The organism is Dongshaea marina, assembly GCF_003072645.1.
In the GTDB taxonomy this organism is placed as follows: domain Bacteria; phylum Pseudomonadota; class Gammaproteobacteria; order Enterobacterales; family Aeromonadaceae; genus Dongshaea; species Dongshaea marina.
The window spans coordinates 2,687,861-2,711,331 of sequence record NZ_CP028897.1; the positions used below are offsets into that span (position 1 = coordinate 2,687,861).

21 protein-coding genes are annotated in these 23,471 nt (G+C 54.5%); 14 read left to right on the forward strand and 7 right to left on the reverse strand.

The annotated features are described in order from the left end of the window. Nucleotides 1-51: 51 nt before the first annotated feature. The 3 genes from DB847_RS12810 to DB847_RS12820 all read right to left on the reverse strand — a co-directional run bounded on the left by DB847_RS12810 (nucleotide 52) and on the right by DB847_RS12820 (nucleotide 2,553). Nucleotides 52-1,434 (reverse strand): Lcl C-terminal domain-containing protein, encoded by a 1,383-nt coding sequence (locus DB847_RS12810; RefSeq protein WP_108651058.1) that lies wholly within the window; start codon nucleotides 1,432-1,434, stop codon nucleotides 52-54. Nucleotides 1,435-1,496: 62 nt separating this feature from the next. Beyond that, nucleotides 1,497-1,886 (reverse strand): VOC family protein, encoded by a 390-nt coding sequence (locus tag DB847_RS12815; RefSeq protein ID WP_108651059.1) that lies wholly within the window; start codon nucleotides 1,884-1,886, stop codon nucleotides 1,497-1,499. A gap of 52 nt (nucleotides 1,887-1,938) precedes the next feature. Beyond that, the gene (locus DB847_RS12820; protein ID WP_159084597.1) at nucleotides 1,939-2,553 is read right to left on the reverse strand and encodes a nucleotidyltransferase family protein; all 615 of its coding nucleotides are present in this window, start codon (nucleotides 2,551-2,553) and stop codon (nucleotides 1,939-1,941) included. A 33-nt stretch (nucleotides 2,554-2,586) separates the two neighbouring features. Between DB847_RS12820 and yqeC the strand changes: the two genes are divergently transcribed. From yqeC to yqeB, 3 genes are read left to right on the forward strand one after another with little or no spacing between them, the layout of a single operon-like run. Next, the gene (yqeC, locus tag DB847_RS12825; protein WP_108651061.1) at nucleotides 2,587-3,363 is read left to right on the forward strand and encodes a selenium cofactor biosynthesis protein YqeC; all 777 of its coding nucleotides are present in this window, start codon (nucleotides 2,587-2,589) and stop codon (nucleotides 3,361-3,363) included. Then, nucleotides 3,360-3,644 carry an XdhC family protein gene (locus DB847_RS25605; protein WP_234418388.1) on the forward strand — a complete coding sequence of 95 codons (285 nt, stop codon included), beginning with the start codon at nucleotides 3,360-3,362 and terminating at the stop codon, nucleotides 3,642-3,644. The genes yqeC and DB847_RS25605 overlap by 4 nt, the downstream gene beginning before the upstream one ends. Then, complete coding sequence (gene yqeB, locus DB847_RS12830; protein ID WP_234418389.1) at nucleotides 3,641-4,954, forward strand: selenium-dependent molybdenum cofactor biosynthesis protein YqeB; 1,314 nt, start codon at nucleotides 3,641-3,643, stop codon at nucleotides 4,952-4,954. Before DB847_RS25605 ends, yqeB begins: the two co-directional genes overlap by 4 nt. Nucleotides 4,955-5,005: 51 nt before the next feature. On the opposite strand, the gene DB847_RS12835 is transcribed toward yqeB, so the two are convergent. Further along, a complete protein-coding gene (locus DB847_RS12835; protein ID WP_108651062.1) occupies nucleotides 5,006-5,338 on the reverse strand; it encodes a hypothetical protein in 333 nt (110 codons plus the stop codon). A gap of 140 nt (nucleotides 5,339-5,478) precedes the next feature. On the opposite strand from DB847_RS12835, the gene DB847_RS12840 reads away from it, so the two are divergent. Beyond that, nucleotides 5,479-5,913, forward strand: a complete 435-nt coding sequence (locus DB847_RS12840) for a prepilin-type N-terminal cleavage/methylation domain-containing protein (protein WP_108651063.1) — start codon at nucleotides 5,479-5,481, stop codon at nucleotides 5,911-5,913. A gap of 1,035 nt (nucleotides 5,914-6,948) precedes the next feature. Here the strand turns inward: DB847_RS12840 and DB847_RS12845 are convergent. Then, nucleotides 6,949-7,446, reverse strand: a complete 498-nt coding sequence (locus DB847_RS12845) for a hypothetical protein (RefSeq protein WP_159084598.1) — start codon at nucleotides 7,444-7,446, stop codon at nucleotides 6,949-6,951. Nucleotides 7,447-8,062: 616 nt separating this feature from the next. On the opposite strand from DB847_RS12845, the gene ygeW reads away from it, so the two are divergent. The 10 genes from ygeW (at nucleotide 8,063) to DB847_RS12890 (ending at nucleotide 21,582) form a co-directional block, all read left to right on the forward strand. Next, a complete protein-coding gene (ygeW, locus tag DB847_RS12850; RefSeq protein WP_108651065.1) occupies nucleotides 8,063-9,253 on the forward strand; it encodes a knotted carbamoyltransferase YgeW in 1,191 nt (396 codons plus the stop codon). A gap of 51 nt (nucleotides 9,254-9,304) precedes the next feature. Further along, the gene (locus tag DB847_RS25610; protein ID WP_234418390.1) at nucleotides 9,305-9,541 is read left to right on the forward strand and encodes a hypothetical protein; all 237 of its coding nucleotides are present in this window, start codon (nucleotides 9,305-9,307) and stop codon (nucleotides 9,539-9,541) included. After that, nucleotides 9,490-10,518 (forward strand): diaminopropionate ammonia-lyase, encoded by a 1,029-nt coding sequence (gene dpaL, locus DB847_RS12855; protein ID WP_234418614.1) that lies wholly within the window; start codon nucleotides 9,490-9,492, stop codon nucleotides 10,516-10,518. Before DB847_RS25610 ends, dpaL begins: the two co-directional genes overlap by 52 nt. A gap of 31 nt (nucleotides 10,519-10,549) precedes the next feature. Beyond that, nucleotides 10,550-11,764 (forward strand): YgeY family selenium metabolism-linked hydrolase, encoded by a 1,215-nt coding sequence (locus tag DB847_RS12860; RefSeq protein ID WP_108651066.1) that lies wholly within the window; start codon nucleotides 10,550-10,552, stop codon nucleotides 11,762-11,764. A 164-nt stretch (nucleotides 11,765-11,928) separates the two neighbouring features. Further along, nucleotides 11,929-13,308, forward strand: coding sequence for a dihydropyrimidinase (hydA, locus tag DB847_RS12865; protein WP_108651067.1), 1,380 nt, complete (start codon nucleotides 11,929-11,931; stop codon nucleotides 13,306-13,308). A gap of 199 nt (nucleotides 13,309-13,507) precedes the next feature. Next, nucleotides 13,508-14,416: a carbamate kinase gene (locus DB847_RS12870; protein ID WP_108651068.1), complete on the forward strand. Its 909-nt coding sequence runs from the start codon at nucleotides 13,508-13,510 to the stop codon at nucleotides 14,414-14,416. Nucleotides 14,417-14,453: 37 nt separating this feature from the next. Beyond that, on the forward strand, nucleotides 14,454-16,109 hold the full coding sequence (locus DB847_RS12875; protein WP_108651069.1) for an NAD(P)-binding protein: 1,656 nt from the start codon (nucleotides 14,454-14,456) through the stop codon (nucleotides 16,107-16,109). Further along, the gene (nifJ, locus tag DB847_RS12880; protein ID WP_108651070.1) at nucleotides 16,094-19,675 is read left to right on the forward strand and encodes a pyruvate:ferredoxin (flavodoxin) oxidoreductase; all 3,582 of its coding nucleotides are present in this window, start codon (nucleotides 16,094-16,096) and stop codon (nucleotides 19,673-19,675) included. Before DB847_RS12875 ends, nifJ begins: the two co-directional genes overlap by 16 nt. 73 nt (nucleotides 19,676-19,748) lie before the next feature. Continuing rightward, nucleotides 19,749-21,185, forward strand: coding sequence for a cobyrinate a,c-diamide synthase (locus tag DB847_RS12885; RefSeq protein WP_108651071.1), 1,437 nt, complete (start codon nucleotides 19,749-19,751; stop codon nucleotides 21,183-21,185). A gap of 16 nt (nucleotides 21,186-21,201) precedes the next feature. After that, on the forward strand, nucleotides 21,202-21,582 hold the full coding sequence (locus tag DB847_RS12890) for a DUF423 domain-containing protein (RefSeq protein ID WP_108651072.1): 381 nt from the start codon (nucleotides 21,202-21,204) through the stop codon (nucleotides 21,580-21,582). 77 nt (nucleotides 21,583-21,659) lie between these two features. On the opposite strand, the gene cysE is transcribed toward DB847_RS12890, so the two are convergent. Beyond that, entirely contained in the window at nucleotides 21,660-22,475 is an 816-nt protein-coding gene (cysE, locus tag DB847_RS12895) for a serine O-acetyltransferase (RefSeq protein ID WP_199911560.1), read from the reverse strand. Beyond that, nucleotides 22,472-23,446 (reverse strand): cysteine synthase A, encoded by a 975-nt coding sequence (gene cysK / locus DB847_RS12900; RefSeq protein WP_108651073.1) that lies wholly within the window; start codon nucleotides 23,444-23,446, stop codon nucleotides 22,472-22,474. Before cysK ends, cysE begins: the two co-directional genes overlap by 4 nt. Nucleotides 23,447-23,471 lie beyond the last annotated feature (25 nt).

The window sequence follows — 23,471 nt, forward strand, 5'->3', positions numbered from 1 at the left end:
TCATACGAGGCTTAACCGTATAAGTAAGCAGCTAAGCCTCACCAATTCGATTTATCCTCTCACACAACGAACATAGTTATCGATCCGTACCGCATCCTGCTGGCCGCCAAGGGAGCTGAACTCTTTTGGATCGCCCACCTTGGGATCGCTTCTTTGAGCTCCTGCGCCGTGGGTATCCACACCACTGACCGAAGTACAGGCCCCAAAGCAAACATAGTCCGCCATCCGAATGTTATCGCCATGGGTGGTACTGGACCAGAACCATCCCTTGGGATCACTCACCTTGAGATAGCGCTCATCGATAGCCGGGCTATTTTTTTGATAATCCACTATGCTCTGCAGCTCTTTCACATTGGGCAGACGCCAGTCGCTATGATCCGCCAACTTCAGAGCCTCGCAATAGGCCAGGGCCTGTTGCCAGTTACGGGTCTTACCATCATCTTTTTGCTGCCAGGTGAGTCCCGTAGCCTTGTCCAATACAGTGCCATTGCTCAGATCTTTAAACTGATTAGCTCCATACTCCTTGCCACGAACGCATCGGTAAAAAAGCTTATTCTGCCCGCGGGTCGGTGCCTGCTTGAGGTGCGCATCAAAGAAATTAAAGAAAAAGGCGGCCTGTTGATCCCGCCCCCAATGTTTGCCCGAATAGATGGTACTGGACCAGGTCTGCCCCATCATCTCCACTCTGTGGGTCTTGAAGCGATCATTTTTCAGGATGCCCTTATCCGGCAAAGCCAAGTCAAAATAATTACTGTTGATATAGAAACGTCCCTCACCCTGGGAGCCGCTAAAATCGGCCAGCGAGAAGAGCTCTTTGATATTGGGCAGTCGCCAGTCATCATGGCCACCGAGGGTCAGGCTCTGACAGGCCTGCTCCGCCTGGTAAAACCCGAGTCGGGTCGCATTATGGGCCTTTTGCCAGGTCAAACCTGTGATCTCATCGGTCACAGTGCCATCGCCATTATTGTGATAGGCAGGCGCAGCACCCAGATACTGGGCATCCTGTCCATAGAAAGCAGCCCCCTCTTTTGGACAGGGGGTCTGGCGCTGATTATCAAAACAGTAACTTTGATTGGTATCCACCACTCGGCTCTCAACCCTAATGGGGTTGTCCACCGTCCATTTTCCTCCGGGAGCACTTTGGGCAACACGTCCGACCTGGCGGCTGGATGAACTGCTGAGCTGAGCCACAGAGCTTCCGGCTCCCCGGCGATGGGTATCAGGTACACAGGCTTTTCCCTGTGGGGTCACATGGCAGCGTCCCTGTAGTTCTCCCCTTGGGGTAGTGAATTGACAGGCGGCCCATTGACTGGCCCCCTGACACGCCTGAACCGCGGCCTCAGGCGGCCCGTTCCGTGGAACAGCAAACACTGAAAAACTTCCCATCGTCAGCAATGCCGTAAAGATCACGGGCATCAGACTCAGTCGCTTCATACTCTTCTCCATCCATAGGGCCTGGATTCAGCCCTTTCAAACAAAACTAATTCGCATTCCAATCAAGGTGACTCTGTGTAGGTAATGGCACAGATGATCGCGCCCTGAGGATCCTGAAGGACGCAAAAACGCCCGACATCCGGAATATCCGTAGCAGCACGCAGCAGCTTTCCTCCTGCTTTTTCAATTTTGGCAACCGTTGCATCGACATCATGCACAGTGACATAGTTGTACCAGGTGGGGGCCGCCCCCTTGCACTCATCGGGCAATGGCATGATCCCTCCAACAGGGACGGAGTCGACCTTGATCAGGGTGTAGTCAAACTCACCCATTGGAACCACCTCCATCTCCCAGCCAAAGATTGACTCATAGAAATCCCGGGCCGCAGTAACATCCTCTGTCATCAGCTCACACCAGCTAAAGGCCCCATGCTTTTTATTTTCCTCATTCATAATCACACTCCCTGTTTAATTTCAGCTCGGTTAAGAGTAAGCAAGACTCGATTTACCCCTCAACGGCTGGCTGTGACTGCTTCTGTAGCAATGGCCACAACGCTTCACCCTTCAGCAGGGCCCGATAGATCTCGGGCGTGTCGACATCAATACACACCCCGGGATCGTCCATGACCAGCGTCTGATATCCCAACTGTCTAAGCAACTGTTTCATCCTGCTTCTGGGATCTGACGCGAGAATCGCTTTTTTATAGCTCAGCGGCAGTAATACTGGATGCCCGTCTCGCCCCTGGTAATGAGGGAGAAGTGCTTGCTCGCCTCGTCCAATCCACAACCTCTGATATGTTTCAGGACGTACCAGAGGCATATCACCGTGGGCAATAAAAAAGTGCTCACAGCTCACTTCACGAACCCCCGCCTGCAGGGAGCTAAATAATCCCTGGCGATAATCCGGGTTGTGACAAAAACGGATCCTTGAACTTTGAGGGAGCAGATCGCGAATTGCATCACACTGATGACCCGTGACCACTATTACCTGCTGACAAACCGCTAATGCGTTTGCAATACTATGAGCCAGCAGTGGTAACCCCTTCCAAGACAAGGCCAGTTTCCAGTCCCCCATACGGCTCGACAACCCGGCGGCGGTGATAATGCACTCTGTGTTCACAACATACTCCCACATGATGAAAAGGATTATCAGATGTGGCAAAAACTGAATGTGGGGCAATGGCTCACATCACGCCCCCCACTCATCGCCTTGAGCGGTGCAGGAGGTAAAACCAGCTGCCTGTGGTACCTGGCGAATACCTTTGCCTGCCTGAATAAGTCTGTTCTTGCCACCACCACAACCCGGATGTTTTACCCGAAAAGCTCAGAGGTTAGCCAGTGCTGGATAGAGTCCGAACACAAACTTTGCGCTCGCCTGACTCAGGACAGTCAGCCCGGAATTACCTTTGCCGCATCCGCTATGAGCTCACATCCAGATAAAGTAGCAGGAGTCACTCCCATGTGGCTAGAGGCGATTGTCCAACAAGGCAGATTCGATTTGATCCTGGTTGAAGCAGATGGTTCCCGCGGCCTGCCACTAAAGGCGCCGGCTTCCCACGAGCCGGTGATCCCCGTCTCAACCAAGACTCAGCTGATCATGACAGGTGCCGAATGCCTGTTAACCCCCCTCGATCCCAGGCAGATCCATCGCTGGCCCCATTTTGAAAAGATCACAAACGCCAAGTCCGGTGAGCTCATCGACCACAAAATGATCACCAGGTTATTCGCACACCCCCAGGGAATGCTCCAGGGAAGCCCGGCCCTAAGTCGAAAAATCTGGTTTATCAATAAAGCAGATCGCGGGGATCACAAAGCCCTGCAACAACTTGGTGAAACCGTCCTGACTCAAACTCCCCAGTTAGATGAGGTCTGGCTCGGCCAGCTCAACTCTTCCCCCTCCATCATACGAATAATAAAGGAGAGACTATGAATCTTTTTGAAGAAGCCTCCAGGCTACAAGCGGCTAATCGAGCCTTTGCCATGGCATCCATCATAGAAACCCGGGGTTCGGCCCCAAGGCACAATGCCAGGATGCTGGTTCGCGATGATGGCAGCATTGAAGGAACCATTGGTGGCGGTATGATTGAGCGCCACGTGATTGAGCAGGCAGGACTTGCGATCGCTGCCGGAATCTCACGAATGATCGAGGGAAACATGGCTCCACAAGGCTCAAAACCCAAGGCGGTCGGTGGCGATTGCGGGGGGCAATGAAGGTCTTTATCGATGTTTGCAGCTGCCGCCCAACTCTGATCCTGGTAGGAGCCGGGCATGTGAATCGCTGCGTTGCCAGCCTGGCCCACCAAACCGGTTTCGCCCTCAAGGTCCTGGACACCCACCCGGCAAGCCTTAATCCTGAAAACTACCCGGAGGGTTGCGTGCTGATCCATGGCCAGACCATGGTCGAAGCCCTGGACAAGGTTCAGATCACCCCTCAGGATTATGTGATCATCGCCACCAACCATGAAGATTACTGCGCACTGGAGCACCTCATCGATTGTGACTGCCGTTACTTAGGGCTGCTTGCCAGCAAGCGTAAAGTTCGGCATTTTCGAAATCAGCTCAGAGAGCAGGGGTATAATCAACAGCAGCTACAGCGCTGGCACTCCCCCGTTGGGCTGGATATTGGTGCCGAGACCCCGGCGGAGATCGCAGTCAGTGTGGTTGCTGAGCTTCTAAAAATCCAGCATAAGCGCCCGGGCTCGGTGCTGGCTGAGGATGTTCGGGTCAACCCGGACAAACTGGTGATCATTCGTGGCGCAGGCGATCTGGCCTCCGGGGTTGCGCTGCGCCTGCACCGGGCCGGGTTCAAGGTTGTAATGCTCGAATGTGAACACCCCACGGTGATCCGCCGGACCGTGGCCTTTGCCAGTGCCGTCTTTGAGAAAACAAGCTGTGTTGAAGGGATCCGCGCCCGATTGGTTGATAGCCCGGCTCAAGCCTTTGAAGCCCTTGAGAACCAGGAGATCCCAGTCTTTATCGATCCCGATGGCATCCTGATCAGCAAGCTCAAACCTCACTTTGTGATTGATGCAATCCTTGCCAAGAAAAATTGCGGTACCCATAAAAAGATGGCTCCCGTCACCCTGGCCCTTGGCCCCGGATTTAAAGCCCCCGAGGATGTCAGTGGCGTGATTGAAACCCAACGAGGCCACCACCTGGGACAAGTGATCTATCAAGGCTCAGCCCAGGAGGATACCGGGGTACCCGGCAATATCCTCGGGTTCACCCACCAACGTGTGGTGCGCTCACCGATAGCAGGCACCATAACGCCTTGCGTCGAAATTGGCACGGTTGTAAAGGAAGGCGATTGCATCGCCAACATTGGTGACTGCCGAGTGATTGCACCGATAAGCGGCATGGTGCGGGGTATGATCCAGCCTGGCAGCGCAGTCAGTAAGGATTTTAAGATTGCCGATATCGATCCAAGAGGAGAAAAAGCCGATTACACTACGGTTTCAGATAAGGCTCGCGCCATCTCGGGGGGCGTGCTGGAGGCCATGTTAAACCTGGCTCAAAACTAGGGATGACTGAGTCAACGGGGCAGAGCAGAGCCGCTCCGTTGACTCGATTGTTTACAAGTGGGGATTGTGGTGAGCCGTGGTGTCATCCCAGACATGCTCAACCTTAAAGTGAACCTTCTTACCATCGCGAGATTGCTTGTGCTCAAATTCCTCATGGCCCAGAGTCTTCTCTCCCCAGGGGAAAGTGCCGATCACTGTCCCTTCATACCAGCTTCGAAAATAGCCGGTGATTAGTACAAAGTGTGAGACACTCTCGTCCACGTCCACCAGACGGATGGTATCTCCTGCCTTCGGTGCGTTGGGATCATGCTCCGGGGAAAATAGATCGCTCTCAGCCGTGATCGGCCTTTTCTCAAGCCACAAGATCTGTTTTATTTCATTCATCGCCTGCCCCTTAAACCATTCCCTTCATATGATATATAACATAGGATGACCAGCCTATCTTTTGGTGGTTTCATAATTTTACTGCTATAGAGATCAGAGGCAGGGATATTTGAGCTCAATACTAGTTCAAGGAGAGTAATGTGTATCAAAAACAACGTCTAGGCTTTACCCTCATTGAGCTGATAACTGTCGTTGCCATCGTGGCGATCCTTGCGGCTATTGCTATCCCTGCTTATCAGACTTATCGTAATAAGTCCCTGTTTACAGAAGTCACCCAGGCAACAACGGCCTATAAAAATCCTGTCGAGCTTTGTGTCCGACTCTATACAACCAACGATCCTACATTAGATGCCTGTGACGCCGGCTCGAATGGAATTCCACCGAACCTGAGCAGTGCAACCGGTGTCGTTCAATCGGTGACTGTGTCGAATGGTGTGATCACTGCTGTAGGGACAGCGCAGGTAAATAGCCTCAGTTATATACTGCAAGCGACAAAATCAGGAACCGGTGTTGTAATATGGACCCCAAACCCCCCGGGCAATGAAGGCACCTGCGTAGCGGCGGGCTACTGTTAGTCTGCACTCATCTTATCCTGGGATAGCTGTTTGCCACTTCGTGGCAATTGTCGGTCTCGTCCGACCGGCGAGCAAAGGCCGTTTTCAGGCATCCTGCCTGCCACGGCATTGATACATCCATGTATGGCAGGAATACGCTCGCTCACGGGGATGAAACACCCTCCCTTCGATTTGGCAACAGTGATGATCTTAGAAGCTATGGGTATCAATTTTTCCGAGGCATGGATGCCGAGCTACGCAGGTCGATGTCGGGAACATCGTTCCGGAGTGAGCCTTTGGTTACTTTGAGCGATACCAAAGTAACTCGACCGCCGGGCGAATACGGCTCTATGGCGTAGCCATAAATATCAGTCCGAAAGACAAAACAGAAGATTAGCTTTGTACCAATAGCGAACTTGATTGCATTGCATGCTGCTAATATTGTGGCTTCGCCACTGCTGTGTCGGGGCGCCGACAGCGCCTGACTTTTGTATCAGAAAAAGTCAGCAAAACCTCCCTCCGCGTGATGTATTTATCATCCCTGATAAATATCTCCAGCTCGATGTCCTATCTCGCGTTACGTTGCTCAGAGCGCAACTTCACCCCTCCATCAAGCTGCGGTACTCAACATCCCTGTCTCGAAAACAACAACACGAGTTATTAGCACACATCGACGCTCACTTACTGGGGAAGTTAGCCCCTTTGATTCGCGCCGAAAAATCATAAGGTAATTTGAAGTTGAGCAGCACGGATGCTGCGAATGTGCAGCCAGTATAGGGACATACTGTCTGCGCTGTGCTTCAAAGCACTATGATTTTGAGGAGATATGCGAATTGGGGGGCACCCTCGGGGTTGTTAGGGGGACTGGGTGAGCAGTCCCCCTGACCCGTAGGTAGCTTATGCCATCCATGGCTACCGCTACATTCGTACATCCCTGTGTAGCATCCGCGGCCGGACAGTTGTGCCAAAAGCTCAAATAAGCAGATCTCTGCTCAAATCAATGGAGCTTACTTCCAAAGCAAATAGGGATTACTCAAGTTTAAACGGTATGCTGCGCTAACACTCGGTCGTATCAACCCCCACGACAGGCACCTTAGGAGAGGCCGGTAGTGCACTGCCATTCGGTGTAAAATAATAGGTGTAACATTGATCCTGATTTAAGTTATTGCCCTTCGGATATATCACAAATCCCCGGCCTTCAGATTCAGAGGTATAACCTCTTGACGTAAACCACCCCAATCCGCGGTGCCGAGCACACCACTCTTTCGAACCTTGACAGCTGTTCGTTGTTGAAAACTCAACCTCATCAAAGTTAACCAGATAAATGAAGGTATTACTCCATCGACCATCGGGATAGCCAGCCCGGACCCTGATCGTCTGGCCATCATCAAGAGTAAAGATATTTCCCCCAGCATTGAGATTTCCCGGGCGCATCAGGATCAGGTTACCTATGATATCTCTCAATGAAGTAAGGGCAGCTTTGTACCCCTGTAGGGTCGCGATCTTGGCTTCACTCCTCAAATTAAGCAACTTGGAGGTTGCAACGCTTGCCAAAACTCCCACCAGGACAATCAAAATAACTAACTCAATGAGAGTAGACCCTTTGCTTTTGATGATATACCTCCGCACATTGAACGAACCTTTTCTGGTGACGCATATCTCAGTCCATCGCTCAAACGGGCCGGCTCAGCACTCAGTGAACCATCAATGAGCCTTGGTGTTACTACTCCTTTTGCCTTTTAATATTATGAACGGCCGGAAAGATTTCGAAAACAAACAGAGCGGTATTTATGGCCAAACTCAGATGCCGCTGTACCAACCGAGAATGACTCTCAGCTTCTATATCATTTTGATATAAACCCTCCGGGACAATTATCATTTTAATGCTATCAAACTGAGACTCAGCCCTGAATGAGGCAGCATTCGGGCTTCATCTCCGGCCTCTCTTGCCCCCCGTTTCAGAAAAGCTTGCAACTTAAGCCCCCGCAAACTCGTATTTTTTGGGAGAGATCCCACACTTTTAATCCGCCTTGGGATTTCCTCTGAGGATTGGCACGCAAGTTGTAGTTAAGCCATCAGTTTCCCCTTTTATCTTTGCCAGGAGGGCCAGCGAACCGCCCTGAAAAACCTGACGATATCTGAAAAACACAACGACCAGGAATGATAAGAGATGAATAAAATAAAAGAGCTTATTAACGAAATTTCTGAACTTGACTCCAAACTAAATGAGAAAGATTTCCTGCTGACCTGGGAGCAGACGCCACAAGAGCTTAAACGTGTCCTCAAGACCGCCGATGCCCTGAAACAGATGCGCGCCGAAAATATCTCCACCAAGGTGTTTGACTCAGGACTGGGCGTTTCTTTATTCCGTGACAACTCCACCCGCACCCGCTTCTCCTACTCCTCGGCCTGTAACATGCTGGGTCTGGCGGTTCAGGATCTCGATGAGGGTAAATCACAGATAGCCCATGGTGAGACGGTTCGCGAGACCGCTAACATGATCTCATTTTGCGCCGATGTCATCGGGATCCGCGATGACATGTATCTGGGCGCCGGCAACGCCTATATGCGTGAGGTGGGTGAAGCACTGGATGACGGACACGCCGAGGGCGTTCTGCCGCAGCGGCCGGCTCTGGTTAACCTGCAGTGTGATATCGACCATCCGACCCAATCGATGGCAGATCTGGCCTGGCTGCAGGAGCACTTTGGCAGCCTGGAGAACCTCAAAGGCAAGAAGATCGCCATGACCTGGGCCTACTCCCCCAGCTATGGCAAGCCGCTGTCGGTTCCCCAAGGGATCATCGGCCTGATGACCCGCTTTGGCATGGATGTCACCCTGGCTCACCCCGAGGGCTATGAGCTGATCCCAGAGGTGGTTGAAACGGCCCGTAAAAATGCCCAGCAAAGCGGTGGTAGTTTTACTCAGGTCACCAGCATGGAAGATGCATTCAGGGACGCAGATATCGTTTATCCAAAGTCATGGGCTCCCTACAAGGTGATGGGACGCCGAACCGAGCTACTGCGAGCCAATGACCACGAGGGACTCAAATCTCTTGAGCAAGAGTGCCTAGCTGAAAACGCCAAGCACAAAGACTGGCACTGTACCGAGCAGATGATGGAGCTCACCCGTGACGGAGAAGCCCTGTATATGCACTGCCTGCCTGCCGATATCACAGGCGTTTCCTGTGAGGCCGGAGAAGTTACCGAAGGGGTCTTCGAGAAATACCGGATCCCGACCTACAAGGAGGCAAGCTGGAAGCCCTATATCATCGCCGCCATGATCCTCAATCGCAGCTTAGAAAACCCGGCCGATATCCTGGAAAAACTGCTGGCAAAGGCAGATAAGCGAGTCGATGACTGATCGATGACGGGCCCCTTTGCGGGGCCATCTTGATCTCAAGGAGAATTGAACGTGTCTAATTTTTCACTCAAGGTGGAGATCACAGGCAACCGATTTTTTAATGGCCAGCTCTCTGCCCTGTTCACCAAACTGCAAACCACTAAAGCACGCCAGTTTCACTCTGGAATTGAAGGTTACCAGCCAACCCCCTGCGTTCGCTGGATCAACTCGCCCAGTCCCTCGGCGTCGCTAAAATACTGGTCAAAGACGAGTCCTACCGCTTTGATCTCAACGCCTTCAAAGTGTTAGGCGGCTCCTACGCTATCGCCCAGCTGTTGTGCCAGGAGTATCAGATTGATATCAGCGAGTTTGATTTCGCCAAATTCCGCAACCAGATGAGCAGCCAGATGACCTTTGCCACCGCCACCGATGGCAATCATGGGCGCGGGGTGGCCTGGGCCGCCAAGCAGCTGGGACAAAAGGCGGTGATCTACATGCCAAAAGGCGCCGCCAAAGAGCGGGTCGAGAATATTCGGGCATTGGGCGCCGAGTGTATCGTCACCGACCTCAACTATGATGATGCGGTCCGCCTTGCGTGCGAAACCGCCGAAAAGAATGGCTGGAAGATGGTGCAGGATACCGCCTGGGAGGGTTATACCGAGATCCCAACCTGGATCATGCAGGGCTATAGCACCATGGCCGATGAAGCGGTGGAGCAGATCAAGGAACTTGGAGTCGCCTCTCCTACCCACCTGTTTCTACAGGCCGGGGTCGGAGCCATGGCCGGAGGTGTCGCAGGTTACCTGACCCACTGTTACGGGGCCGATAGCCTCAACACAGTGATCATAGAGCCTGAACAGGCCGACTGCTTGTATCGCTCGGCCCTGGATCCCAAGGGTGAGATGGTCAATGTGGATGGCGATCTGGCCACCATCATGGTGGGGCTGGCCTGCGGGGAGCCAAACCCCATTGGCTGGGAGGTGCTGCGCAATACCGCCCATCACTTTATCTCCTGTGAGGACAAGGTCGCAGCCCTGGGAATGCGAGTGCTCGGTAACCCACAGGGCTCAGATCCCCGAGTGATTTCCGGTGAGTCCGGCGCTGTGGGTACCGGCCTGCTTGTGGCGATGGCCCACCATCCGAATCGACAAGCGCTCTACCAACAGCTTGGGCTGAATCAAGACTCGGTGATCCTGCTGTTTAACACCGAGGGGGACACCGATCCCATCCATTACCGTGAAGTGGTCTGGGAAGGCAAACACCCCTGCACCCAAGAATCTAACTAGTTAAAACCATAAAAACAGGTGAGACAGAACAATGAGAAATCTTCCTTTTTCCGAAATCATGAACAAAGCCGAATCCTATCGTGACGATATGAGCAAGTTCCTGCGCGATATGATCCGCATCCCCTCCGAAAGCTGCCAGGAGAAAGAGGTAGTGCTGCGGATCAAACAGGAGATGGAGAAGGTCGGCTTTGATAAGGTCGAGATCGATCCCATGGGCAACATTCTGGGCTACGTCGGTCATGGTAAACATATCATCGCCATGGATGCCCATATCGACACCGTCGGCGTGGGTGATCCTTCCCTGTGGGAGTACGACCCTTATGAGGGCTATGAAGATGATGAGATCATCATCGGCCGCGGCGCCTCGGATCAGGAAGGCGGCATGGCCTCTATGGTGTATGCCGGTAAGATCATCAAGGATCTGGGACTTGAAGACGATTACACCCTGATTGTCACCGGTACGGTTCAGGAGGAGGATTGCGATGGCCTGTGCTGGCAGTACATCATCGAAGAGAGCAAGATCCGCCCCGAATTTGTGATCTCTACCGAGCCAACGGACGAAAACATCTATCGTGGTCAGCGCGGACGCATGGAGATCCGGGTCGAAACCAAGGGGATCTCCTGCCACGGCTCGGCTCCGGAGCGCGGTGACAATGCGATCTTCAAGATGGCGCCGATCCTCAATGAACTCAAAGCATTGCACGAAAATCTGCATGAAGATGAGTTCCTGGGTAAGGGGACCCTCACGGTTTCCGAAATCTTCTTTACCTCCCCAAGCCGTTGCGCCGTGGCCGATAGCTGCGCCATCTCTATCGACCGTCGCCTGACCTGGGGTGAAACCTGGGAGGGAGCACTTCAGGAGATCCGCAATCTGCCGTCGGTTCAGGCCGTCGATGCCAATGTCACCATGTATAACTATGATCGTCCCGCCTACACAGGATTGGTTTACCCGACCGAGTGTTACTTCCCGGCCTGGAAGGTCGACGAAGATCATGATGCCTGCCAGGCCGTGGTGAAGGCGCACCGCGCCCTCTACGATCGCGATGCCAAGGTCGATAAGTGGACCTTCTCCACCAATGGGGTATCGATCACCGGGCGCTACGGGATCCCAACCATAGGGTTTGGCCCGGGCATGGAGAAAGAGGCTCACTTCCCCAATGAGAAGACCTGGAAAGATCACCTGGTGAAATGCGCCGCCGTGTACGCCACCATCCCGGGGATGTACCTGGATCAAATTGGTGAATAATTAACTTAAGGGTGGCGGCAGGAGCCGCTGCCCCGCTAACCCCCAGGGAGAATATCCGGATAAGTGACAGCTCTTCTCTCAATCTCAAGGCCCCGGCTGCGACTTAAGTTCCCGCTAGCGATTATCCGAATATTCATCCCCTTCTCATCCCTAAGGACATTGCGATGGCCACTTTGATAAAAAACGCCCAGCTGGTTGATTCCTTCATGACCCTCAGAGGGGATCTATTGGTTGAAGATGGAAAAATCAGCGCCATCGGCAGCCAGCTTCATCACCCGCAAGCCGAGATCATAGATGCCGGGGGCCATTACCTTTTTCCGGGTGGCATCGATGTGCATACCCATCTCAACATCGATGTGGGGATCGCCCGCTCCTGCGATGATTTCTTTAGCGGTACCCGGGCCGCAGCCTGTGGCGGCACCACCTCTATCATCGACCATATGGGATTTGGCCCCACAGGTTGCGATCTCCATCACCAGCTACATGTCTATCAGGAGTATGCCCAAAACAATGCGGTGATCGACTATGGATTTCACGGCGTCATCCAGCATGTGGATGATGCCATTCTCGATGAGATGGCATCCATGGTTCACGAAGAGGGGATCTCAAGCTTCAAGCTCTATCTCACCTATGGCTACAAGCTCAACGACTCCGATGCCCTGCGCGCCGTCAGCCAGCTCGGTAAGGTAGGAGCACTCACTACCGTCCACCCGGAAAATGATGCAGCGGTACAGCTGTGCCGCCAGCGCCTTCTCGATGCAGGTAAACGCTCCTGCCGCTACCATGGACAGAGCCGTCCTCTGGAGTGTGAGGCCGAGGCGATTGCCAGGATGATCAACCTGGCACGGTTGGCGGGTGATGCACCGCTTTATATCGTCCATCTGTCCAATGGTCTGGGGCTGGATTACATCCGCAACGCCCAGCGAAGTGGCCAGGTGGTGATCGCCGAAACCTGCCCTCAGTATCTGTTTTTGGATGACAGCTGCTATGAGCGCCCCGATGCCAGTAAATTTGTGCTCAGCCCGCCCCTTCGTCCCAAGGAAGAGCAGCAAAAACTCTGGGCCGGACTGCAGGAACACTCGATTCAGGTGGTCGCCACCGATCAGTGTTCATTTCGTTACCAGGAGCAGAAACAGCCGGCAGAAGCCGATTTTACCCGCTGTCCCAACGGATTGCCGGGAGTCGAAAACCGCATGCCACTACTGTTTTCACAGGGTGTGATGAGCGGGCGGATCTCGGCACAACGTTTTGTCGAGCTCACCAGCTACTGGCCGGCTCAAATCTTCGGACTCCCACACAAGGGATCGCTGAAGGTGGGTCAGGATGCCGATCTGGTGATCTTTGACCCCAATCTGGAGCAGATCATCACGCATAGTCAAATGCATGATCTCTGTGACTATACCCCCTATGAGGGAATCAACATCAGGGGCTGGCCGGTGCTCACCATGAGCCGGGGCCAGGTAGTTGCCCGGGACGGGCAGTTTGTCGGAGAAAAGGGTGCGGGCCGGTTTATCCACCGCCGCCCCTTCAAAAATCCTTTTTAAAACAAAAGGCTCAGTCGATTCGACCAATTGTGAAGCTTTTGCCCGAAGGGCCGGGTTATTTATCCGGCCTGCGGAGCAATCAGATTTTCACCTGGCACAGCGACACCACTCATCCTCTGCCTTGGGGCTTGAAAATGACAGCCAACTGCAGAGCCAAAGCTGTCATATCAACCGAGCCTGATAACAAGAGGTCATGATAATGAAACCAACTATAGTCGTCGCTCTGGGCGGAAATGCCCTGCTGCGCCGTGGGGATCAACTGGACTGCCCGACCCAGCTTAAAAACATCAAAATCGCCGCCTCGGCGATCGCCCGCCTCTCCCGGAACTACAGGGTTGCCATAGTCCACGGCAATGGGCCTCAAGTGGGCCTTCTGGCTCTGCAAAACCTCGCTTATTCTGAAGTATCCCCCTACCCTCTGGATGTGCTAGGCGCCGAAAGTCAGGGGATGATAGGTTACCTGCTGACCCAGGAGCTTAACAATCTGTTAACCGAGTCACAGATCACAACGCTACTCACCCGAATAGAAGTTGACCCAAATGATCCTTCAATGCAAGATCCTAGTAAGTTCGTTGGCCCAATCTACTCCCAGGAGCAGGCCGCAACCCTGGCTGAGCAGCATGGCTGGACCGTCAAGGCGGATGGGAATGCTTTCCGGCGGGTGGTCGCATCCCCCAAGCCGAAAAATATTCTCGACAAACCGGCAATCCAGACGCTGCTGGCCGCAGATGGAATCGTGATCTGCTGTGGTGGTGGCGGGATCCCGGTACAGCCAACCCCAAATGGTTACCAGGGAGTTGAGGGGGTCATCGATAAGGACCTGGCAGCCCAGCTGCTGGCTCAACAACTCGATGCGGATAAATTGATGATCCTGACCGATGCCGATGCCGTCTACCTGAAGTGGGGAACCCCAGGGCAGCAGGCGCTCAACTCGGTGAGTGTCGAAGAGCTGAAGCAATATAACTTTGCCGCTGGCTCCATGGGCCCCAAGGTCGAGGCCGCCTGTCAATTTGTCAGAGCAACGGGAAGTGAGGCGTACATCGGCTCTTTAGAGCATGGATTAGATGTACTGGCCGGCAAAGCAGGCACCCGAGTCTATCAGCCATAGAACTCATCGGATAAATGAGCATGGAGGTAATCACACTATGAGCAATCGTCCCTACGATATGACTCAACCCCCCGATCTTTCAATCAAGCGAGGCCCAGGCCCCATTCAGGGAAAGATCCCCGTTTATGTCGACTCTCTTCCCCCCTGTAACGAGGCTTGTCCTGCCGGTAGTAATATTCAAGCCTGGCTCTCTCTGGCACAAGAGGAGCGTTTTGAAGAGGCCTGGCAAGAGCTGATGCGCAACAACCCCATGCCTGCGATTCATGGTCGGATCTGCTATCACCCCTGTGAAGACAGCTGTAACCGGACTCAGGTCGACGGGGCCGTCAGTATTCATGCCGTGGAGCGATTCCTGGGAGATGAAGCCCTCAAACAGGGCTGGCAAATGCCCGTCAGCGCAAAGCCAAGCGGCAAACGGGTGCTGGTGATCGGTGCAGGTCCATCCGGCTTGTCGGCAGCCTATCAGCTGAGGATGCAGGGCCACGAGGTGGAAGTCCATGACGAAGGTCCGATGGCCGGCGGCATGATGCACTACGGGATCCCCTCCTATCGATTGCCCCGGGAAATCCTGCAGGGTGAAATAGAGCGCATTGAAAAGATGGGAGTGACCTTTGTCCCTAACCACAGGGTCGAAGATGTTCTGGCTGAGAAAATTGAGGGTAAATTTGACGCGGTGTTTATCGCGATCGGTGCCCATATCGGCAAGCAGGTGGAGATCCCGGCCGAAAACGCGGGCAAGGTGATCGAAGCGGTCAGCTACCTGCGGGATATTGAACTCAAGCAGGCCCCTAAACTAGGCCCGCGCATCGCCGTTTATGGCGGTGGTAATACTGCCATGGATGCGGCGCGAACCGCCAAGCGGATGGGCGCCTCCGAGGTGATGGTGATCTACCGCCGCGATCGAGAACACATGCCGGCCCACGATTTTGAGGCCAGCGAAGCGATTGAAGAGGGCATTGTCTTCCACTGGCTGCGCACCATCAAGTCGATCGATGAAACCACCTTTACCCTCGAAAAGATGGTCATCGAAAACCATAAACCTAAACCCACCGGAGAGCTGACCACGGTCGAGGCAGACTCACTGATCCTGGCACTGGGACAGGAGTCGGACGCCGAGCTTCTCAAGGGGATCCCCGGCATCGAGCACGAGTGGGATACGGTCAAGGTCAACTCGCAGATGATGACCGGCTACCAGGGGATCTTCGCCGGAGGTGATATGGTGCCCTGCGATCGCACCGTCACCACCGCCGTTGGTCATGGTAAAAAAGCGGCACGCTGTATCGATGCCTTCCTGCGCGGCAGCGTCTATCAGAAACCCGCCAAGCACCCCCTGATCCCCTATGAAAAGCTGCAGCTTTGGTACAAGACGGATGCCGAGCAGAGTGAGCAGCCTCAACTCAGCCTTGAGAAACGTAAGACCACCTTTGAGGAGGTAGTGGGGGGCCTCAGCGAGCCTGAAGCTGTCTACGAGGCGATGCGTTGTTACTCCTGTGGTAACTGCTTTGAGTGTCACGGTTGTCTGGCGGCCTGCCCGGAAACAGCGTTGAGCTATGCCGGGCAAGGTCAGGGATACAAGCTGGATATCAACAAGTGTACGGGCTGCTCGGCCTGCTCACTGCAATGCCCTTGCCATGCTATCGAGATGGTTAAAACCGGCAACGGACAGGAGGGTGACTCATGTCAGACAAAATAATGACAACCTGCGACGGCAACGAAGCCACCGCCTATATCGCCTACAAAACCAATGAAGTGATGGGGATCTTCCCGATCACGCCCTCCTCCCCGATGCCCGAATACGCAGATAAGTGGTCGGCCGAGGGGCGCACCAATATCTGGGGCAATATCCCGGTGTTAGCCGAGATGCAAAGTGAAGGAGGCGCCGCCGGTACCGTCCACGGCTCCCTGCAAACCGGTGCCCTGACCACCACCTTTACCGCTTCCCAGGGATTGCTATTGATGATCCCCAACATGTACAAGATCGCCGGTGAGCTCACCAGTACCGTGTTTCATGTGGCGGCTCGCTCCCTGGCGGCTCAGGGCCTCTCCATCTTTGGCGATCACCAGGATGTGATGGCGGTACGCTGGACAGGTTTTGCCCAGCTTGCGTCGAGCTCGGTTCAGGAAGCGCACGACATGGCTCTGGTCGCCCAGGCCGCAACCTTGGGTTCCCGAATTCCCTTCCTGCACTTTTTCGATGGGTTTCGCACCTCCCATGAGATCAGCAAAATTGAGCTGCTCGGGGATGAGGTGATCCGGGCGATGATCGATGATGATCTGGTTCGGGCACACCGTAACCGGGCGCTGAATCCCGACAATCCGTTTATCCGGGGCACCGCACAAAATCCCGATGTTTATTTCCAGGGGCGCGAAACGGTCAACCCATTCTACGCCAAGGTTCCGGGGATCGTCCAGCAGAGCCTGGACAAACTGGCCAGCCTGACCGGTCGTCAGTATCAACTGTTCGAATATACTGGGGCCGAGGATGCTGAGCGGGTTGTCATCATCATGGGCTCAGCTTATGAGACTGTGACTAAGACGGTGCAGCACCTGTGTAGTAAAGGGGAGAAGGTTGGGGTGATCAACGTCCGGCTGTTCCGCCCCTTCAGCGCCGAGCATCTTGTCGCCGCGTTGCCCAAAACGGTGAAACGGATCGCCGTGATGGATCGCACCAAGGAAGCGGGCTCCAACGGTGAACCACTCTACCAGGATGTAGTCAATGTTGTGTTCCAGGCCGTCAGCGATGGCGAGCTCGAAAACTTGCCGAAAATCTGTGGCGGTCGCTACGGGCTCTCCAGTAAGGAGTTTACCCCCGCCATGGTCAACGGGATCTTCAGCGAACTTGCCCGGGACAATCCCAAGAAACACTTTACCGTCGGGATCACCGATGATCTGAGTAACACCAGCATCGACTACCAGGAAGACTGGATCATCCATGCCCAGGATGAGACTCGTGCCATGTTCTTTGGCCTGGGTTCTGATGGAACCGTGGGGGCGAATAAAAACACCATCAAGATCATAGGTACCGAAACCGATAATCACGCCCAGGGCTACTTTGTCTACGACTCCAAGAAGGCAGGCTCGGTAACCGTCTCCCATCTGAGATTTGGCCCTAAACCGGTCAAAAGCCCCTACCTGATCCAGTCGGCTGACTTTATCGGCTGCCACCAGTTCAATTTTGTCCACAATGAGCATCTGGTCGAGCGTGCCGCCAAGGGGGCGACTTTGCTGCTCAACAGCCACTATGGCCCTGAAGATGTTTGGGATGAGCTACCGGCCCACCTGCAACAGGCACTGATTGATAAAGAGATGAAACTGTATGTCATCGATGCCTATGATGTGGCAAAAAAAGCCGGGATGGGACGACGGATCAATACCGTGATGCAAACCTGCTTCTTTGCACTATCGGGTGTCATCGACAAGGATCTGGCGATCGCCAAGATCAAACAGGCGATCGACAAGACCTATGCTCGCAAGGGGGAAGAGATAGTCCGGATGAACTATGCGGCGGTGGACAGCGCCCTGGCGCACCTGCATCCGGTAGAGCTTCCTAAGCGTGTCAGTAATCAGCACCAGGAGAAGCAGCTTATTCCGGATTCTGCCCCGGTATTTGTGCGTGAAGTCACCAGTAGCATGCTGGCAGGTCTGGGGGACAGGATCCCGGTCTCTGAGCTTCCCGCCGATGGTACTTTCCCCTCGGCAACCACCCGTTATGAGAAGCGTAATATCGCCCTGGAGATCCCGGTATGGGAGGAGGATGCCTGTGTGCAGTGTGGTCAGTGCAGTTATGTCTGTCCTCACGCCGCGATCCGCGCCAAGTTCTACCACCAGGAGAATCTGGACCAGGCCCCTGATGCGTTCAAATCCGCCATGGTCGCCGCCCGCGGTTTCCCGGAAACCCGCTATACCATCCAGGTGTTCCCGGAAGATTGTACCGGCTGTACCCTGTGTGTGGACGCCTGTCCACAGCAGCATCCTGATAAACCCGGGATGAAGGCGCTGAATATGGCGCCAAAAGATCCGATCCTGGAGCAGGAGATCGAGTCCCTGGAGTTTTTCCTGACCCTCCCCTACCCCAACCGCTCACGGGTTGATTTCTCCAACGTACGCGGCATCCAGTTTCTGGAGCCCTTGTTTGAGTTCTCCGGAGCTTGCTCCGGCTGTGGTGAGGCCGTCTATCCACGACTGCTGTCACAGCTGTTCGGTGATCGCCTGATGGTGGCCAATGCAACGGGCTGCTCCTCCATTTACGGGGGCAATCTGCCCACCACACCCTGGGCTAAAAACGCAGAGGGACGGGGACCTGCCTGGTCGAACTCATTGTTTGAGGATAATGCCGAGTTTGGCTTTGGCTTCCGCCTGGCCGCCGATAAGCAGCGTGAGATCGCCCTGCAGCTTCTTGAGAAACTCAAGCCCGAGCTCAGTGCCGAGCGGGTTGAAAACCTGATCCAGGCCCCTCAAAGGACCGAGTCTGAGCTACAGAGACAACACATGCGGGTCGCTAAGCTCAAAAACAAGCTCAAAGAGATCGACACTGAGGATGCTCGAAATCTGGCGGCCATCGCCGATCAGCTGGTGCGGCGGGCGATCTGGATCATAGGTGGTGATGGCTGGGCCTATGATATCGGCTCATCCGGTGTGGATCATGTGTTGGCCAGTGGTAAGAACCTCAACGTGCTGGTGATGGATACCGAGGTCTACTCCAACACCGGCGGTCAGATGTCCAAATCCACCCCGACCGGTGCAATCGCCAAGTTTGCGGCGGCCGGAAAACATGGGCTGAAAAAGGATGTGGCACTACAGGCGATCTCCTATGGTAACGTCTATGTGGCCCGGGTTGCTCAATCCAACCCTCAGCAACTGCTGCTGGCGATGCGTGAGGCCGAAGCCTACGAGGGACCGGCGATCATCATCGCTTACAGCCCCTGTATCGAGCACGGCATCAATATGCAAAACAGCTTGTCACAGCAGCAACTGGCCGTGCACACCGGCTATTGGCCGCTATTCCGCTACAATCCGGAACTGACCAAGACTGGGCAGAACCCCTTCTCCCTGGATTCTTTGCGCCCAAGTCGCCCGCTGACGGACTTCACCAATAATGAAGTGCGTTTCAAGGCATTGGCCAAGAGTAACCCGGCCGAAGCCAAGGAGCTGATGGCCCAGGCCCAGGAGGGGATCAACCGCAAGTGGGCCATCTATGAGGAGCTGGCAACCCGCAACGCCTCCGAGTTTAACCCACACTTAGGAGACGTCACCCACTAATCAGAGTAAACTTCAGTAAACCAAAGGCGCGATCCGATCGCGCCTTTTTTGTGGCAGAGCCTGAAGGCATTTTATGCAAAAAACAGTATTTATGATTTGCGGCACCGCCAGTGGTGTCGGCAAGACCACGGTGACCCAATGTATTCTCGCCGATCTGGTCTCCCAGGGCCTCAGGGTACAGAGCTTTAAGCTGGGCCCCGATTATATCGATGCGGGCTTTCACGCAAAGATCACCGGCCAACCCTGTATCAATCTTGATAAATATCTGCTGACCCCTCATGGCCAGGAGGTACAGCAGCAGGAGATCCTGCGTCGCCATTTCTGGGGATACTTTGAGGAAAACGATGCCCTCATCGTTGAAGCGGTCGGCGGGATTTTCGATGACTGGGACAATAGCGATAACAGCCCCTATGCCCAGGCCTCCATGCTTGGGATCAATATCATGCTGGTTGCCGACGGCTTTGCCTCGACTCAAACCCTTGGCTATATGCTCCAGGGCCTGCTACAAAGAGACGAAGAAAAGCGGATCCTGGGCCTTCTCATCAACAAGGCATCCTCGGCGCAGCATTACCGCAAGATCATCGAGCCACTCTCTGAGCCGGAGCAAGCTCTCTGTGTGGGGTATCTGCCCTCATCCGCGAAGCTCTATATCAACGAGCGACACCTTGGCCTGGTGACCCAGATAGAAAGGCTGGTGTCCGGGGAGGACATCCGGGAGATTGCATGTCTCTACCGGGAAACCATTGCTGCTGACTACACTCACAGATTTAAGATACCTCAACCCGCACTTAATCTCCCAGGGAGAAAACCGACAGCAGACACGACTCAACTCCAGCTGAAAATCGCTATCGCCAGGGATCAGGCCTTCTCTTTTTACTACGCCTACAACCTGCAGCATCTTGAGTCCCTCGGGGCTGAACTGGTTTATTTTAGCCCGTTGGATGATCACACGCTCCCCCAAGGGATATCTGCGCTCTACCTGGGCGGGGGATTTCCCGAGGTACATGCCAAAGCCCTGTCAGCAAATCAGGGGATGAGAAGGAGTATCAGGCAGCATGCTGAGCAGGGACTCCCCATCTATGCCGAATGCGGTGGCCTCATCTATCTGGGGAAGACGATGCAGGAGTATGAAACTGGCATCATTCATGAGGTGGTGGGGCTGTTTGATTTTTCCAGCCAGTTCGCTGAAAAGCTGACGATCGGGTACTCCACAGGAACCATGACCCGTGACAACCTGATCGGCCGCAAGGGAGAAAAGGTCAAGGGACACCTCTTTCACAAGACCGAAATCAAAGCCAGCAATAGCTTAGCTAGCTCACTTGAGCTAGGGGGCATCGATGGCCGCCATCGCCATCTTGAAGGCTACTTTTATAAAAATGTATATGCCAGTTACCAGCATCTGCATTTTCTTGGGAATCCCCGGGTTGCAGAGCGATTGATGGAAGCCGCGAAACATTATGCGGCAACTTGCTCAAAGATCTCCTCTCGAGTAGATTGTCCCGATACCTGATAAAAAGGAACGAATGATGGAACGACGATGGATTGGGGTTTCGGCAGTCAGTGGCTTTCTGGCGGTGGCCCTGGGGGCCTTCGGTGCTCATGTGCTAAAAGCTAAGCTCTCACCCCAAATGATGGCCGTCTATCATACCGCCAATCAATATCAGTTTTATCACACCCTGGCATTGATGCTGATCGGCCTGCTCGCTCTTCACTGGCCAGAATCGAGAAGGCTGAACCAGGCAGGCTGGCTGATGAGCACAGGGATCCTGCTCTTTTCGGGAAGCCTCTATGTCCTGGCGGTGAGCGGGATAAAAATTATTGGGATCATCACCCCCATCGGTGGTGTGTTACTGTTGGCGGGCTGGCTCTTTATCTTGCTGGCCTGCTGTAAAAAACAGGCCATATGAGATAAAGCGGGACGACGATCTTGCCAGGCGACTGCCCCGAATCACAAGTCTGATGGGGATTTTATTCCCCCACACTCCTATGCCTCCACCTCAATCGAGATGTGATCCATCCCCTCTTCGGGATGGGGCGCAGGTGCAGAGCCAACCACCTTGGCCGGCACCCCGGCCACCGTTGAGTGCGCAGGCACCGCCTTGAGCACCACGCTTCCCGCGGCAATGCGCACCCCATCGCCGATCGGAATATTGCCAAGCACCTTGGCCCCAGCGCCGATCAACACATGCTTACCGATCTTAGGATGACGATCGCAACACTCTTTGCCGGTTCCGCCCAGGGTGACATTGTGCAGCAGTGAGCAGTAGTCTCCCACCACGGCACTCTCTCCAATCACCACACCGGTCGCATGATCGATCATGATCCCCTTGCCGATCCGTGCCGCCGGGTGAATATCCACGGCAAACCGCTCGGAGATCCGCGACTGGAGCAACAGGGCGCTCATCTTCTGCTGTCGGTGATAAAGGGCATGGGCCAGCCGGTAGCCCACCAGCGAGTGAAAGCCTTTAAAGTAGAGCAGAGCCTGAAGCTCATGCTCACAGGCAGGGTCGCGCTCCCGGGTCACCTTCAGATCGATGCAGATGGCATCCATCAACTCTTGATCAGTCTCCAGGAGGGTCAGAAACTCCCGCTCCAGAATATGCGCCGGGAGGTGCACACTCGCCAGCTTCTCGGCCATCAGATGGGCAAGGCAGTGTGGAAAACTCAACTGTTCCAGGATCTGCCGGGCCAGCAGCTCCCGAACCATGGTTTCCTGCTCCTGCCACAGCCGTGCCTGCTCGGTCAGCTGCTGCCAAAGCTCCATCACGCTCTCCTGAGCCTCGTGACTTGCCTCGCTCACACCTCATCCTCCGGCCGATCAAACAGGGGGGTGGATTGATAGCGCTCAGCACAGGAGGGGAACACCACAACGATTCGCTTCCCGGCCATCTCAGGACGCCAGGAGAGTTCAATCGCCGCCGCCAGTGCCGCCCCGGAAGAGATCCCGGCCGGGATCCCTTCATGACTGGCTACCAGCCTGGCCGTATCCAATGCCGTTGCCGTCGGTACGGTGATCACCTCATCAACCACCTTAAGGTCCAGGTTTTTCGGAACAAATCCCGCACCGATTCCCTGGATGCCATGGGGCGCAGGCTCTCCGCCGGAGAGCACCGGAGATTCGGCTGGCTCTACGGCGATCACCTTGAGATCCGGCAGCTGCTCTTTGAGGCGGCACCCTACCCCGCTAATGGTTCCCCCGGTTCCCACACCCGCCACAAAGTAATCAAGATCGCCGCCGGTATCGGCGAGGATCTCCTCTGCGGTAGTGCGATAATGGATATCCGGGTTGGCAGGGTTCTCAAACTGCTGAGGAATAATGGCATTCGCCAGAGACTCGGCCAGCTGCTCTGCCCGGGCAATCGCTCCCTTCATCCCTAAGGCCGCTGGGGTTAGCTCAAGCTCAGCTCCCAGGAACTGCAGCAGGCGCTTACGCTCTTCAGACATGCTCTCTGGCATACAGAGCACCAGCTTATAGCCACGAGCGGCACACACAAAAGCCAGGGCGATCCCGGTGTTCCCCGAGGTGGGCTCAATGAGAACCGTATCTGCCTTGATCAGCCCTTGCTGCTCAAGGGAGTCCAGCATGGCGACTCCCGCTCTGTCTTTGACACTCGACAGGGGGTTAAAAAATTCCAGCTTGGCCAGCAGTTCGGTTTCGATGCCCTGCTGCTGTTGTAATCGATTGAGCCTCACCAGGGGTGTTTTTCCCACTGTCTCTACGATTGAATCATAGATATACCCGGCTGCTTGCTGCTCTTGTTGCGAATCCATTATTCACTCCTTTTCCTGGCCGCTT

What these genes read in the sequence shown, in the direction of transcription:
- yqeB (WP_234418389.1), top strand. Translation starts at nt 3,641, where the DNA reads ATGAAGGTCTTTATCGATGTTTGCAGCTGCCGCCCAACTCTGATCCTG.
- DB847_RS12890 (WP_108651072.1), top strand. Translation starts at nt 21,202, where the DNA reads ATGGAACGACGATGGATTGGGGTTTCGGCAGTCAGTGGCTTTCTGGCG.
- DB847_RS12860 (WP_108651066.1), top strand. Translation starts at nt 10,550, where the DNA reads ATGAGAAATCTTCCTTTTTCCGAAATCATGAACAAAGCCGAATCCTAT.
- DB847_RS12815 (WP_108651059.1), bottom strand. Translation starts at nt 1,886, where the DNA reads ATGAATGAGGAAAATAAAAAGCATGGGGCCTTTAGCTGGTGTGAGCTG.
- ygeW (WP_108651065.1), top strand. Translation starts at nt 8,063, where the DNA reads ATGAATAAAATAAAAGAGCTTATTAACGAAATTTCTGAACTTGACTCC.
- DB847_RS25605 (WP_234418388.1), top strand. Translation starts at nt 3,360, where the DNA reads ATGAATCTTTTTGAAGAAGCCTCCAGGCTACAAGCGGCTAATCGAGCC.
- yqeC (WP_108651061.1), top strand. Translation starts at nt 2,587, where the DNA reads ATGTGGCAAAAACTGAATGTGGGGCAATGGCTCACATCACGCCCCCCA.
- DB847_RS12810 (WP_108651058.1), bottom strand. Translation starts at nt 1,434, where the DNA reads ATGAAGCGACTGAGTCTGATGCCCGTGATCTTTACGGCATTGCTGACG.
- nifJ (WP_108651070.1), top strand. Translation starts at nt 16,094, where the DNA reads ATGTCAGACAAAATAATGACAACCTGCGACGGCAACGAAGCCACCGCC.
- DB847_RS12885 (WP_108651071.1), top strand. Translation starts at nt 19,749, where the DNA reads ATGCAAAAAACAGTATTTATGATTTGCGGCACCGCCAGTGGTGTCGGC.
- DB847_RS12875 (WP_108651069.1), top strand. Translation starts at nt 14,454, where the DNA reads ATGAGCAATCGTCCCTACGATATGACTCAACCCCCCGATCTTTCAATC.
- cysK (WP_108651073.1), bottom strand. Translation starts at nt 23,446, where the DNA reads ATGGATTCGCAACAAGAGCAGCAAGCAGCCGGGTATATCTATGATTCA.
- DB847_RS12870 (WP_108651068.1), top strand. Translation starts at nt 13,508, where the DNA reads ATGAAACCAACTATAGTCGTCGCTCTGGGCGGAAATGCCCTGCTGCGC.
- hydA (WP_108651067.1), top strand. Translation starts at nt 11,929, where the DNA reads ATGGCCACTTTGATAAAAAACGCCCAGCTGGTTGATTCCTTCATGACC.
- DB847_RS12835 (WP_108651062.1), bottom strand. Translation starts at nt 5,338, where the DNA reads ATGAATGAAATAAAACAGATCTTGTGGCTTGAGAAAAGGCCGATCACG.